At 47.3% G+C, this 13,299-nt stretch carries 14 protein-coding genes (1 of these 14 running past the window's edge); 11 read left to right on the top strand and 3 right to left on the bottom strand.

Annotated features, from left to right (window positions below; translation table 11 throughout):
* Window positions 1-6: 6 nt before the first annotated feature.
* The 3 genes from ACXHJ2_RS22025 to ACXHJ2_RS22015 all read right to left on the bottom strand — a co-directional run bounded on the left by ACXHJ2_RS22025 (window position 7) and on the right by ACXHJ2_RS22015 (window position 2,540).
* Complete coding sequence (locus ACXHJ2_RS22025; RefSeq protein WP_165083332.1) at window positions 7-930, bottom strand: alpha/beta hydrolase; 924 nt, start codon at window positions 928-930, stop codon at window positions 7-9.
* A complete protein-coding gene (locus tag ACXHJ2_RS22020; protein WP_165083179.1) occupies window positions 927-1,466 on the bottom strand; it encodes a MarR family winged helix-turn-helix transcriptional regulator in 540 nt (179 codons plus the stop codon). The genes ACXHJ2_RS22025 and ACXHJ2_RS22020 overlap by 4 nt, the downstream gene beginning before the upstream one ends.
* Window positions 1,467-1,577: 111 nt before the next feature.
* Window positions 1,578-2,540, bottom strand: coding sequence for an ATP-dependent DNA ligase (locus ACXHJ2_RS22015; RefSeq protein ID WP_185156542.1), 963 nt, complete (start codon window positions 2,538-2,540; stop codon window positions 1,578-1,580).
* 193 nt (window positions 2,541-2,733) lie between these two features.
* Between ACXHJ2_RS22015 and ACXHJ2_RS22010 the strand changes: the two genes are divergently transcribed.
* From ACXHJ2_RS22010 to ACXHJ2_RS21960, 11 genes are all read left to right on the top strand, one after another.
* Window positions 2,734-3,009, top strand: coding sequence for a GNAT family N-acetyltransferase (locus ACXHJ2_RS22010; protein ID WP_013369011.1), 276 nt, complete (start codon window positions 2,734-2,736; stop codon window positions 3,007-3,009).
* Between the two features lie 284 nt (window positions 3,010-3,293).
* Window positions 3,294-3,860, top strand: a complete 567-nt coding sequence (locus tag ACXHJ2_RS22005) for a DUF420 domain-containing protein (protein WP_013369012.1) — start codon at window positions 3,294-3,296, stop codon at window positions 3,858-3,860.
* A 185-nt stretch (window positions 3,861-4,045) separates the two neighbouring features.
* Window positions 4,046-5,320, top strand: a complete 1,275-nt coding sequence (locus ACXHJ2_RS22000) for an ABC transporter substrate-binding protein (RefSeq protein WP_025674444.1) — start codon at window positions 4,046-4,048, stop codon at window positions 5,318-5,320.
* Between the two features lie 64 nt (window positions 5,321-5,384).
* Window positions 5,385-6,266 carry a carbohydrate ABC transporter permease gene (locus ACXHJ2_RS21995; RefSeq protein ID WP_013369014.1) on the top strand — a complete coding sequence of 294 codons (882 nt, stop codon included), beginning with the start codon at window positions 5,385-5,387 and terminating at the stop codon, window positions 6,264-6,266.
* On the top strand, window positions 6,266-7,159 hold the full coding sequence (locus tag ACXHJ2_RS21990) for a carbohydrate ABC transporter permease (protein WP_165083328.1): 894 nt from the start codon (window positions 6,266-6,268) through the stop codon (window positions 7,157-7,159). Before ACXHJ2_RS21995 ends, ACXHJ2_RS21990 begins: the two co-directional genes overlap by 1 nt.
* A gap of 48 nt (window positions 7,160-7,207) precedes the next feature.
* On the top strand, window positions 7,208-9,034 hold the full coding sequence (locus tag ACXHJ2_RS21985; RefSeq protein ID WP_165083177.1) for a protein O-GlcNAcase: 1,827 nt from the start codon (window positions 7,208-7,210) through the stop codon (window positions 9,032-9,034).
* Between the two features lie 95 nt (window positions 9,035-9,129).
* Window positions 9,130-10,671, top strand: a complete 1,542-nt coding sequence (locus tag ACXHJ2_RS21980; protein WP_165083175.1) for a DUF4127 family protein — start codon at window positions 9,130-9,132, stop codon at window positions 10,669-10,671.
* Window positions 10,672-10,676: 5 nt separating this feature from the next.
* Window positions 10,677-11,396 carry an N-acetylmannosamine-6-phosphate 2-epimerase gene (locus ACXHJ2_RS21975; protein ID WP_013369018.1) on the top strand — a complete coding sequence of 240 codons (720 nt, stop codon included), beginning with the start codon at window positions 10,677-10,679 and terminating at the stop codon, window positions 11,394-11,396.
* Window positions 11,374-12,213, top strand: a complete 840-nt coding sequence (locus ACXHJ2_RS21970; RefSeq protein WP_013369019.1) for a MurR/RpiR family transcriptional regulator — start codon at window positions 11,374-11,376, stop codon at window positions 12,211-12,213. The genes ACXHJ2_RS21975 and ACXHJ2_RS21970 overlap by 23 nt, the downstream gene beginning before the upstream one ends.
* A gap of 116 nt (window positions 12,214-12,329) precedes the next feature.
* On the top strand, window positions 12,330-13,271 hold the full coding sequence (locus tag ACXHJ2_RS21965) for an ROK family protein (protein ID WP_238791112.1): 942 nt from the start codon (window positions 12,330-12,332) through the stop codon (window positions 13,269-13,271).
* Between the two features lie 23 nt (window positions 13,272-13,294).
* Window positions 13,295-13,299 carry the start of an FAD-dependent oxidoreductase gene (locus ACXHJ2_RS21960; RefSeq protein WP_165083171.1) on the top strand. The gene runs 1,606 nt beyond the window's last position, so the window shows 5 of its 1,611 coding nt (coding positions 1-5); its start codon is at window positions 13,295-13,297; its stop codon lies beyond the right edge, outside the window.

Here is a 13,299-nt window from a genome sequence, read left to right as displayed (position 1 = left end):
TTATTTTTATTTCCTCAGCTCTGCCAGAGTATCCTCAATCCCAAATTCAAATGCCAATTTCAACTGGTCGCTCATCAGGTGCCAGGCACTTTCAGCTACAGCGAGATCCCCGCTATGAGTAAAAGCATGTGCGGCACCCATGTATTTCTTATACATTACGGGTACATCCGCTTCAATCAGCCGCTTGGCATACAACTCAGCTTCATCAGCCAAGGAGTCCAGCTCGGCCGTTATGATCAGCGCAGGAGGGAGATCATGTAGCGATTCTGCATAAATAGGAGAAGCCAACGGATTTTGCGCCTCATCTGGCGAGCGCAAATAGCTTTCATTGAAGATTTTTGCCACGCGAGGCGGAATGGCCTTCTCAAATTGAGGCTTCAGCTTGGGATCTGTAGCGATATCCAGTGAAGGGTAATCCAGCACCTGATACACAATCGGGAATTCCTTGCGATCTCGGGCCATAAGACACAGTGCTGCTGCAAGATTACCTCCTGCGCTATGTCCGCCGACCGCAATGCGTTGGGGATCGATGTTCAGCACTTTAGGATGCTTGTACACCCATTGGGTCACATCATAGCTTTCCTGTAGCGGAATAGGGAATTTGTGCTCCGGGGCCAAGCGATAATCGACATTAACGACGACGCAATTCGCACGTTCGGCAATGACCGGGCACCAGGGGTCATCCATTTCAGCGCTGCCCATAATGAATCCGCTACCATGAAAATTGACGAATACGGGGAGTGGATCAGCAGACCTGAGGGAAGGCTCATATACAATCACCCTGGAATCACCTACAGAGGTGGGAATCATCCTCTCTGTCCGATGTACTTTAGGAGAATGCGAAGGTTTAAAATCGGATGCTGTTATCATCCGGCCAGCCGATCTGCGGGCAAGTTTGACGAACAGAGTTTGTCTCAGTCTTCGCACTATTTGTCTTTCTCCTCTCTGAGGGCACTGGGGGGGGTTAGACGCGAACCTTTAACATCTTCAAAAGCATCTCGTACGCGTGACAAATAGGTCTGAAACTGGCAGAGTTCCGCTTCAGTAAAGTCTGACATCAGACGTGAAGCCAGCCCTATAAAAAAAGGGTCCATCTGCTGAATTTTACTTCTTCCTTTATCATTCAGGGAAACAAACACTCCCCGCTTGTCATTGGGATCGTCGTATTTATTAATGAATCCTTCTTGTTCAAGAGAAATGACCATAGAACTGATTGCTGCTCGGCTGACACCCATCTTTTCAGCTAAAGCAGAAGGAGAGGACATTTCATCTCTTTGCGCAGAAAGTACACAAAGTGCAATATATTGCCCGTAGGAGAGACCAAATTCACGCGAACGTTTTTCCATATTTTTTCTTATTTCGTACGTTATAGAAAATAAATCTACCAAAACACCAATCGGCTTATTGCCACCTGGAAATAGATTATAGGCCAGTTGACGAATTTCGGAGTCCAAAAAAAAGAACATGCGATCCACCTCGATGTAGTTAATTAGTTAACTGTAATTTAATTAACCACTGGTTGCAATGATTTATACAAACTTTGTTCTGCATTTTTTTGAAAAAGTATCGGCAAAACGTCACTTCCAAGGTCCGATGCACTGTTCAATACCTTGATCCACAAGAGCTTGGATGGAGGGCTGACGCAAGGTACGTCCTTCTTGCCATCGCCATTCACTATATTGAATCTTGGCGGTAAACATGGGCTTTACCCAAAATGCGTCTTGATGCCGATCCGGTTTATTAATAAAAGGTCGCTCCGATATGGTATGTGGCAAGAGGCGCTCGGTTAGCTGACGCCAATCTCCACGAGTCAGCTTACCTGTACCCACGTGCCCGATATAGCGCAGTATTCCTTGTCTATCATACTGGCCCAGCAATACAGCGTTGATAACGCCTCCGTTTAGGGTATAGCCACCGATAACGGCAATGATATCACCATAATTTTTGACCTTGACCCATCGTCTGTCCTGTCCGCCCAATGTGTACGGACTATCCAGTTTTTTGCACACAATACCTTCCATTCCTTGGCTGCACATAACCTGAAATAGAGCTTGTCCATCAGGATGAGCAGGAGCCAGTTGGATCCGTTCACTCGGTATGATGATCTGATGCAGCAGTTCAAGCCTTTCCTGTAACGGTTTGCGATGAACCCATTCCCCATTTAGATAAACAATATCGAACAGCATGTAAGTAGCGGGTACGGCTTTATAGGCTGCCTGAATTCGATCCGTCCGGCGAATCAGATCCCGGCGCATAATTTCATGGAACGACGGTTTACCGTCGGCACCAAGTGCGATCATCTCCCCGTCCAGTATGACTGAATCTGCCCTGCAGTAGGAGGAGAAGCGAGCAAGCTCCGGGTACAATAGCGTTCGTTCATGCTGCTTGCGATTGAACAGACGCGTGCTGCCCTGATCGTGATACGTTAAAATTCTTGTACCGTCCCATTTTATTTCGTAACGCCAAAGGCCTGCATCTACAGGGACCTTTTCGCTCAGTTCTGGTTCAAACGGGATGACAGGCTTCATTTCCGTACCCAACACAGCACCTCCCTTTACCTTAATTGGAATAAATATAGTGTCGACGATAGTTCTTTTTTTATGTATGTGATGTTTCGCTGTCCCCTAAATAGGGGAATGATAAGGATATCTAGCGTGGGCATCAAGTGATTGCAGTACTCGTTCGCATGGAGTTGTACCGGCATTTTCTTCAGTCAGAAAGGGGATTGGTCTCATGAGACAAATTCGCGAGGAAGACCATGCAGTAGTCATGGTGGATGATGGACAGGTAGTTGCAGAAGTAGGTTATAAATCCGTAGATGACCACTCTTTGGTCATTGACCATACATTTGTATCCGAGCAGTTACGGGGTCAAAAAATTGGCAAGGAGCTTATCGACAAAGTTGTTGCTATGGCAAGGGAACAGCATAAAAAGGTGATCCCTGCTTGCTCGTACGCGCTGGCTCTGTTCAAGCGTCATCAGGAATACAGTGACGTCTGGCAGCAATAGATATATATCATGGCAGCGTATTGCATAGCCGACACAACACCGGAGTGGGGAACGATCCCTTTTCGGTGTTTTTTGTGTCATAAAGCTTGTAGAATGAATGCATTCTACCGTTGATATGGGGAGATAAGAGCGATTCCCAAATGATGAAGCATATTTTCAGGAGAATCGCTGTGAAATTGTTCATACTGTTGTCACTTCACAGGCTATCTATGAGTTCTATATAATATATTATGGTTATGACCGCAAAAATAACGAAAACCAGAATTTAAACGAAGGAGACGCTCATGATGAATAAAGCGAGTGAGGACAAGCAGTACGTTCCAACGAGCAATCGTAATTTTACAGCCTTGATTATCACCGTTTCCATTATAGCCAATGTGATTATTTTGCTACTGTTCTTTTCGCCGATCGGATACCAGGGGAGTGTTAGTTTTGATCTCACTATTTTCCCAAGGTTGAATGCGATTTTTAACAGCTTCACATTTATTTTCCTGGTGGCTGCATTGGTTGCGATTTTCAAGAAAAACATTAAGGTGCATAAAACCTTTATTCTGCTGGCCTTTGCCAGTACCGTTTTGTTTTTATTTTCCTACCTAACCTTCCATTACATTTCGCCGGAAACTGCAAAATATGGTGGTGTGGGTATCCTTCGGCCGATTTACTTTACGCTGTTGATTTCGCACAGTATACTGGCTGCAATTATCGTACCGCTGGCGCTATTCACAGTTGTATGGGGATGGACGATGCAGGTAGCGAAACATCGTAAAATTGCCCGTTGGACGATGCCTATTTGGCTATATGTGAGCTTGACTGGGGTTTTGGTGTACGTTTTCATGGCTCCATATTATTAATAGATGTGAATCCTTTGTAGGTTGATTTGGAAAACATGGCGTCTCTATTGAAGAGGCGTCTTTTTTTGTATCCAATAAAAGAAAAATTATTCCTTCTAAATTTATTTTATTGAAAAAATGTTCCTTCTATAACGGTATTTCTGTTATAATTTACCTTAATCAACTAAGAACAAGGGGGTCACCATGTGACAAAGAAAGCGAAAGGCAGGTTACGGTTGCTTGTATCTATGCTGGCACTGGTTGTACTGCTGAGCGGCTGCGGTGGCGGAGGCTCAAAGCCGGAAAAGGTAGACGGAGGGAAAGTGACACTGCAATTTTGGACCATTGCGCTACAACCTACATTTACCCCGTATTTTAATCGGGTCATTGCCGATTATGAGCAGAAGAACCCTAATGTCAAAATTGATTGGAAGGATTACCCGTATGATGCAGTGACCAATAAGTTATTGACGAGTATTGCTAGCAACAGCAGCCCGGATGTAGTGAATCTCAATACGGAATTTGCTAGCCAAATGGGCTCTAAGGGTGCTGTTGTTGATATGAATGAACACTTGTCGCCCGAGGAAAAGGCTGCTTATTTCGAGGGTATTTATAATTCTACGGTTATTAACGGTAAAGCTTATGCACTACCCTGGTATACTGGCACGGAAGTACTTTACATGAATACAAAGCTGGTTAAAGCTGCTGGATTGGACCCTGCTCATCCGCCCAAAACGCGGGAGGAATTGTCAGAATGGGGCCGCCAAATCAATAGAAAAATCGGTAAGGCTGGCTATGCTCAGCAGCTCGTATCCAAGCTTTTTGCGGTTGACGGTATTCCCATTCTAAATAAAGAGAAGACAGCAGCTGCATTCAACACTCCAGACGCAGTCACCATGATTGATAATCTAAAAAAACAGATGGAAGATGGTGTCGTGCTTAAGGAAGATGCTGATTTTTCACAGCAAGTGAAATATTATGCCGGCGAGCAGGTTGCCTTTGAGCTGGCAGGTCCGACGTTCATCAATTTTATCAAAACGGCGGCGCCGGACGTATATAAGAATACGATTGCTGTTCCGGTCCCAACCGGCAAAGCTGATGTGCGGCTCTCCAACTCTATGGACCTGGTCGTACCTACCAAGTCTGCACATATAGACGAGGCGGTGAAATTTGCTGTTTTCTTAACAAATGCTGAGAGTCAAACGGCTTTTTCTAAAGAGGCCAATACGCTACCTTCCACGAAAGAATCCATTAAAGACTCGTATTTTACTCAGTCTGACCAATCATTAGAAGCACAAGCCAAGGTAGTATCTGCACAAAGCTTGGATAAGGCGACAGATTATATGGTCGGTGTGCCTAATGCCAAGGATGTGAACAGCGCGATCGCGCGAGCCTTGCAAAATATTTTATTGAACGGAAGAGATACGAAGGAGACGCTTACTGCCCTGGAGCAGGAAGTAAACGATATTTTAAAGCAATAGGTATGACAGGGGAGTAATGCGAATACTCCCCTGTTCATTTATCAAAATCAGGTGGTGATGCAGCATGATCAAATGGTTGAGGTCGGAGTCCTTTACGGCCTGGGCCTTTATGACGCCGGGACTGTTATTGCTTGCCGTCTTTGTATTTTGGCCTATTATTTACAGCATTCCGCTGGCATTGACGGACTACTCTGTCATATCAGATACCCATTTTGTCGGCTTGGATAATTTTGAAGCAGCGTTTAAGGACCGTAACTTTCTTATTTCGATTTGGAATTCATTGTTATACGTGCTCATTGTCCCCTTTCTTCAACTTTTCTCTATCCTGATGGCTGTGCTGGTGAACAGCCGTATCCCTGGAATTAAAATATTTCGTACGACCTACTACATCCCTGTTGTGACTTCAATGGTAGCTGTGGCCTTAATTTGGAGTTGGCTGTTGGGCAATAACAGCGTAGTGAACTATTTGCTTATACAAGCAGGTTTGATAAGCAAAGACATACACTGGCTATCGGACAGTAATTTAGCCTTGTATGTACTGATGTTCATCACGATGTGGAAGGGACTCGGGTATTATATGATGCTCTATCTGGCAGGATTACAAAACATTCCTCATGATCTATACGAAGCCGCTAGGGTGGACGGAGCAAGTCGATGGCGTTTGATTATTCATATTACGCTTCCGCTGCTAAAACCTTACGTTTTATTCTGTACCCTCATATCGCTTATGGCAGCTATTCGTGTTTTTGATGAGGTATATGTGTTAACCAAGGGTGGACCGGGAACGGCCACGTTGACATCCAGCTTGTATATTTTTCAAAAGGGGATGGAGCAGTTTAATTTTGGGTACGCTTCGGCACTTGGCTTAATTGTCGGTGCAATGATTGCGGTACTTAGTATTATCGTATTCCGATTCAATAGGAAAGGCGGTGTCAATCCCTATTGATGAATCTACAGAATGATAAAATGCTACACTCGTCTCTTCCTAAAAAGGAGAGCAGCAGTCGCATCATGCGTAGTCTTGGTCGAGTGCTCAGAATGACGATAATGTATTTGCTTTTAGTGCTGCTAGCCCTCTTTTTAATGGGACCGTTTCTATGGCTGCTTAGTGTATCCCTCATGCCAGGTCGTAATATTTTTTCAACGCCGCCTGCAATCTTCCCGACCTTTATTGATTTCGACAACTATGGTCAGGTGTGGCAGTTCATGGATTTTCCTAAATATATGCTGAATACAGTCATCATTACGGTGTTGGGCGTTGTGCTCAATGTGATACTGGCCAGTTTGACGGGATATCCCCTGGCTGTATTTCGTTTTAAAGGTAAAAATGTGGTGTTTACGTTGCTGATTGCTACAATGATTATTCCTTCTTATACGGCATTTATTGTGCATTATCTGACCATTCAAGGACTTCATCTGGGCAATACATATATGGGTGTAGTTTTGCCTGGGGCAGTCTCTGTGTTCAACATTTTTCTAATGCGGCAGACGTTTATTCATATCCCCGCCGACGTGCGTGATTCGGGTAAAATGGACGGTGCTTCGGAGTTTCGAATCTGGTGGCAGTTGGTGCTTCCGCTGGTCAAGCCGGCGCTTGCTGTGATTTCTCTGTTGGAGGCCATGTCGTTCTGGAACAGCTTCCTGTGGCCTATCGTTATTCTGAACGATACGGAGCTATACCCGCTGGCAGCTGCACTTACGTATCTCAATGGTCAGTTTGCTTATAATTTTGGCTGGATTGCTGCAGGCACAATGATTTCGGTATTGCCGATCATTATATTGTTCCTGTTCACACAGCGCTATTATATGGAAGGCTTGGCGGGAGCGGTAAAGGGATAATTCAAGTCTCGGCTACGGAGAGTCTGTAAATGGAAGGAGACGATTGCGATGGAACTGTCCAAAGGAATGCGGCCTAATTCGGGTGTAGGGCTAACACCGCAGGAGATTCAATATTATTTTCGTGATGTGTATGACAGTGGGGACAAACTGGTTATCTCTGAACCGAACCTGATCTGTGAACTGTCCTCTCGCTTCGCAATGAACCAGGAATATGAAGGTGCACTGGACCCCGAGGGACCGATCAGGCTCATTGCACCTCCGGGACCCGGTGTTCCGACTGAAACAAGGGGAAGCGTGCAGTTGGTACTTGAGTATGACGGAACGCTTACTGCAGATGGATATCGTTTGGACATTCAGAAGGAAGGTAGAATTGAAATCCATGCGTCCAATAAAAGAGGGCTCAAGTACGGCATGGATGCCCTGCATCTCCTGCTTCAAGTAGAACAGGAACGATGTACGCTACCGGTGATATCTATTCGAGATGAGCCTTCCTTTCCGGTCAGAGGAATCATTGAAGGCTTCTACGGAAAACCGTGGAGTTTTGCGGATCGGTTGGATGCCGTCCATTTTATGGCTGCACATCGGATGAACACGTTCATGTACGCTCCCAAGGACGATCCATATCATCGTGAGCTATGGAGGGAACCGTACCCTGAGGAGACGTTTGCCCAAATCCGCGAATTAAAGGAAGCCTGTGAACGGCACGAGGTTGATTTTCATTATTGTATCAGTCCAGGGAATGACCTGAGTTTTGGCAGCGATGAAGATTTCCTCAAATTAACGGAAAAGCTGGCGGCCATGATGGCGATTGGCGTGCGCCATTTTTCTATATTAATGGATGACATTGATTATGTCCTTAAAGGAGAAAATCGACATTTGCTGGGCCGCTCGGGCCACGCCCATGTCTTTTTGACGAATAAGGTTCATACATGGTTGGCTGAACGGCTGCCTGAATTTACGCTGACAGTCTGTCCTTCGGAATATTGGTCCTATTGGGATACCGAATACAAAAAGGATTTCCGGGAGCGATTGCATCCGGAGATTAAGGTGTTCTGGACGGGATACTTTGTTTTTGCTCCACAGATTAGTCGCCAGCATGCTGCCGATAATCATGCGTTCTATGGGCATGAGCTGTGGTTGTGGGATAACGTTCCGGTGAATGATTGTGACCATGATCGGTTATTCCTCGATCCACTGCGCGGACGGTATTCCGGTCTTCCAGATTGCGGACATACCGGCATGGTAGCCAACCCGATGAACCAGTGGGAGTGCTCCAAAGTGACGCTCATTACGATGTCCCACTATATGTGGAACAGTGAGCGGTATATGCCAGAGCTGTCCTGGGAATGGGCTGTGCGGGAGTTGGCGGGGGAGCATACAGATGAACTGATGTTTTTCTGTCGCCAAAACAAGAACAGCCGACTGGGCGGCAGCACGTATGAGGATGTGGACCTTGCTTTGCAAATGCGCGATATCCCTGCGCTGGATATATACTTCGAGCGGCTGCTTTACGTCGTGAGCGTCCTACAGAATATATCTGCCGATGATCCGGCGGCAGGCTTCGTGGCACAGGCTGCGCCTTGGCTGGAACGTGCCAAGTTGGACGTGAGCCTGTGGCAAGTGCTGCGCCAAGCTGCGCTCGGTAGCGAGCGCCAGAAGGATGTGCAGTCGCTAGGAAATCTCATGCAGAGCGAAGCAACTGACGGACAAGAGCCGCCGCCTCTGACGGACGAGGTCGTGGACGAACTACGACGCAGTATTACGGCTTGCCTGGAAGCGGAGGCTCGGCTGGGAAGCAATCCGGCGATCCGTGCCGCCGTGCAGTGGGGCTATGTCGATCAGGATGAACAAGGCAAACATCGACTGATCTTGTGAGAATTTGTGATGGTTAAGAGACAAGGCAGCATAGCTGCCTTGAAAATTACCATTTGCCGTTAGGATAACGGTGATTTTCAGGAGAGGTGGAGCGTATGGTGAAGCCAAATACTCGATTACTTTTTGTGCCGCTGGATGAGCGGCCCTGTAATTATCAATTTCCTTACTTACTGGCACAGGGCACAGACCTTGAAATGGAGCGCCCTCCATTGGAATGGATGGGACAAAAGAAAACCCCTGGCGATACGACCAGACTATGGGCATGGCTCGAAGAACGTGCGGCGAGTGCTGATGGAGCTATTATTGCGATGGATACGCTGCTGTACGGGGGGATCGTACCCTCTCGGCTACACGGAATGTCAAGTGAGCAGGTCAGGAACAGGGCTAATCGTCTTCGCAGGTTAAAGCAACTATACCCGCAACTGACTCTGTATGCATTTCAATTGATTATGCGTTGTCCGCAGTACTCTTTAGCTGATGAGGAACCAGACTACTATGCTGATTGGGGCCGTGAGATATTCAGAAAGGGTTTCATTGAGCATCGTCAGGAGCTAGCGATCGCTACCGCAGAAGAGTTGCTGGAATTAGCGTACATCGATGAGCGTTTGCCTATAGAGATTTTGGATGATTATCTAGGGCGTCGCCGTGTGAATTTGGAAGCCAATCAAGTAGCACTGGAACTGGTAGCAGAAGGCGTGATTGATTTTATGATCATCCCACAGGATGATTCGGCTCCCTACGGCTATACCGCCAAGGATCAACAACGGCTAAGAAGTCGTATTTCCGAGCTTGGGTTAGATTTGAAAGTATATATGTACCCGGGGGCAGACGAAGTGGGTTGTACGTTGCTAGCTCGTTGGGTGAATCAGACGAATCATGTAGTTCCACTGGTATATCCTCGATTGTCTGCTTTGCAGGGAGCATTTGTAGTCCCGCTTTTTGAGGATCGTTATTTTTACGAGACGTTAAAGTATCAGATTATAGCGGCAGGTGGGCTGATTGCTTCCTCAGCAGCGGAGGCTGATTTGATTTTGCTGGCCAACACACCTGGTGACACGATGGCAGAAGCTTCATCCCAGCAGCATGCGATGGCCGGATATGATGTACATCGGAATCTGGTAGAACTGGTGGAGTACGGTGCTCATATGCAGCATGATGCCAATAAATATATTGCAATTGCTGATGTAGCTTACGCCAACGGCGCCGATCTCAAGCTGCTTAGACTATTGAAGCAAAAAGGACTGCTTTTTAAACTGGCAGGCTATGCAGGCTGGAATACCAGTTCTAATACGCTCGGTACCGTCATTGCCCAGTCCATGCTTTATGTCCGCTATGGTCCTACGGAGGAACACCTGGAATTTCTGGGGCTACGCTACGCTGAGGATGCCTGTTATTGCGCTGTGGTACGTACAGCTATGAATAATGGAATTGTGGAGCAGATGGGTTTTAACAAGTTTATGCTCGATGGCTCTAGAGGATCGGTAGCTGAGGTCATTCGCGGACGGCTGGAGCAGGCGCTCGATGAATATGTAAACGGGCCGGAAGGTCGCGTGGAAATTACAGATTGCTACATGCCGTGGAACCGTACCTTTGAAGTTGGATTGACTGTACGGCATTATGCCGAGGGGAGGGAGTGATTCCTATGGGAATGGAAGGTGTATTATCCAAGGTTCGGCATGGACTGATCGTTTCCTGTCAGGCGCTACCAGGCGAACCGTTGCATGGAGCAGATTCTATGGTCAAAATGGCGCGTGCTGCACAGGAGGGTGGAGCTGTAGCGATTCGTGCCAATGGTGCATCGGATGTACGTGCGATTAAACAGGCGATCCCTCTACCAGTCATTGGTTTGATTAAACGGGATTATAATGATTCTGATATTTACATTACGCCTACCCTCCGTGAAATGGAGGAACTGGTGGAGGCAGGTGCGGATATCATTGCGCTGGATGCCACATTGAGACCGCGCCCAGCGGGGTGTAAGTTGAAACACCTCATAGATTACGCCCATGAGCACGGAGTCGCTTCCATGGCGGATATATCGACACTAGAGGAAGCACTTCATGCGGCTTCCCTTGGTATAGGCTGCGTATCCACGACGTTATCCGGTTATACGCCATATTCTACTCAGATAGAGGGTCCGGATCTGGAATTAGTTCGGAGAGCATCAGAGCTGGTTCCTGTTCCTGTCATTGCAGAGGGCAGAATCCATGATCCGGCACAAGTAGAGGAAGCGTTTCGGCTGGGTGCACATGCAGTGGTTGTAGGCTCGGCGATTACTAGACCCCAATTGATTACGCAGCGGTTTGCCGATGCCGCAAGGAAGGCAGTGAAATGCATCTATGGAGATGAACGACCGAATTAACACGTATTATCCTTCATTAACGAAATCGGAGCAAAAGGTCGCTTTGTGCGTACTGGAGTGCCCCGCTGACATCATATATTTCTCCGTGACGGAGCTGGCTGACTTTGCAGGTACAGGCGAAACGACTGTTATGCGTTTTTGCCGGAAAATTGGTTTTAAAGGGTATCAGGATTTCCGATTGTCGTTGGCACAAAACCAGACTTATCGCAAAACTGATATGAGCGAGGAGAACATCGACCCAGATAACGAACATGATATTACCCGCACGGTGTATCACAATATGCTCGATATATTGCATTCCAGTATGGGGCTCTTGGATCGTTCGGAGCTTAGTCGTGCGATAGCGTGTCTCGATCAAGCGGGTTATGTTCAATTTTTCGGGGTAGGTGCATCTGGCATTTCCGCGCAGGATGCTAAAAACCGCTTCTTGCGGATTGGGCGGCGCGCCGAGGCTGTGGCAGACGGACATATTCAGTCGATGATGGCGGTGTCCATGAGTCCTGGTGATGTCGCTATTGGTATCAGTGTATCAGGAAGTACGCTGGATACGAACGACATGCTGCACAAGGCCAAGCAGAACGGTGCAACAGTTATCGCAATTACGAATTATGCAAAATCACCTATTACCTCCATTGCAGATATTGTTTTACTGACCGCAGGGAAGGAAGCTCCGATAGAAGGCGGTTCAATCGGCGCCAAAATCTCACAGCTATTCGTGATTGACCTCATCTGTGAAGGACTTGCTCGCAAGCACACGAGTCACACCAAACAAATGAAGGAAAAAACAGCGAGAGCGGTGATTGAACGAAGTTATTGAAATTCTGCGATTGTGGATTGGAATACGGCACGCTCCGACAGTTCATCATGTTTTTCTATCTATAGAAGGTTTGTGCTAAGAGCTCGTAAGCTTTTATGTGGGGGAACAAGGAGGATATGGTGGTGGCAGTTGCATTGAACAAAGTCATTGGGATCGACATTGGAGGGACTTCTGTAAAGGCCGCCATAGTGGCACGGGATGGATCTGTACTTGATGAAATTCGAATGGATACAGATGCCTCCCGTGGGCGTGACTGGGTGTTGTCGCGTGTATCTGAGTCTGTATTCGGACTGATGCGTTCTTTTGGGGATACCAGTGTGAGTACCCCTGTAGGTATAGGCGCTTTAGGTATTGCTACTGCTGGCAGAGTGAATGTGGAGAGCGGTGAAGTTGTGTACGCTACAGATAACCTACCTGGCTGGCAGGGTACATCCTTGGTGAGGTGGGCTAGAGAAAAGCTTGCTTTACGTGCGGTTGCTGATAATGATGCGAACGCTGCGTTACTTGGAGAAGCTTGGCAGGGGGCCGGGAAGGGTAAGCAGCGCCTAGCCATGCTCACCTTGGGAACAGGGGTCGGAGGCGCGTATATGGAAAATGGCCTCTTGTGTAGAGGTGCTCATTGGAGCGGCGGCGATTGGGGGCACAGTATTTTGTTTCCTGGAGGTCACCTCTGCAATTGCGGGAAAAAGGGATGTGCTGAGCAATACGTATCAGGTAGCGCCCTGTTACGTCGAGGTAGTGAATGCACCGGAAAACTGTATTGTTCTGGGAACGAGATTGTGGAAGAGGCCGCTCACGGCAACCTGAAGACAATTCAGGCGCTAGATGACTACACAGCAGATTTAGCTGTTCTTCTGGCTAATATATCGGTGCCTCTTGATCCTGAGTTGATCATTGTTGGGGGAGGAGTAGCGGACGCGGGAGATGTCTGGTGGCCCTTGCTGGAAAAGCATCTGGACCGACTGGGAGTTCAGACAGAAGTAAGTCGGGCAATGTTGGGAAACCGCGCTGGATTCATTGGCGCTGCCAGGCTTGCTTTTGAGATGACGGAATCTTAGTAAAAATGAAAGGGGAACGAACCATGAC

The sequence above is a fragment of the Paenibacillus sp. ALE3 genome (assembly GCF_054113405.1).
This window is presented reverse-complemented; position numbering and strand designations above follow the sequence as displayed.

What these genes read in the sequence shown, in the direction of transcription:
- ACXHJ2_RS21985 (WP_165083177.1), top strand. Translation starts at nt 7,208, where the DNA reads ATGGAACTGTCCAAAGGAATGCGGCCTAATTCGGGTGTAGGGCTAACA.
- ACXHJ2_RS22020 (WP_165083179.1), bottom strand. Translation starts at nt 1,466, where the DNA reads ATGTTCTTTTTTTTGGACTCCGAAATTCGTCAACTGGCCTATAATCTA.
- ACXHJ2_RS22005 (WP_013369012.1), top strand. Translation starts at nt 3,294, where the DNA reads ATGATGAATAAAGCGAGTGAGGACAAGCAGTACGTTCCAACGAGCAAT.
- ACXHJ2_RS21990 (WP_165083328.1), top strand. Translation starts at nt 6,266, where the DNA reads ATGAATCTACAGAATGATAAAATGCTACACTCGTCTCTTCCTAAAAAG.
- ACXHJ2_RS21995 (WP_013369014.1), top strand. Translation starts at nt 5,385, where the DNA reads ATGATCAAATGGTTGAGGTCGGAGTCCTTTACGGCCTGGGCCTTTATG.
- ACXHJ2_RS21975 (WP_013369018.1), top strand. Translation starts at nt 10,677, where the DNA reads ATGGGAATGGAAGGTGTATTATCCAAGGTTCGGCATGGACTGATCGTT.
- ACXHJ2_RS22010 (WP_013369011.1), top strand. Translation starts at nt 2,734, where the DNA reads ATGAGACAAATTCGCGAGGAAGACCATGCAGTAGTCATGGTGGATGAT.
- ACXHJ2_RS21980 (WP_165083175.1), top strand. Translation starts at nt 9,130, where the DNA reads ATGGTGAAGCCAAATACTCGATTACTTTTTGTGCCGCTGGATGAGCGG.
- ACXHJ2_RS21965 (WP_238791112.1), top strand. Translation starts at nt 12,330, where the DNA reads ATGGTGGTGGCAGTTGCATTGAACAAAGTCATTGGGATCGACATTGGA.
- ACXHJ2_RS21970 (WP_013369019.1), top strand. Translation starts at nt 11,374, where the DNA reads ATGGAGATGAACGACCGAATTAACACGTATTATCCTTCATTAACGAAA.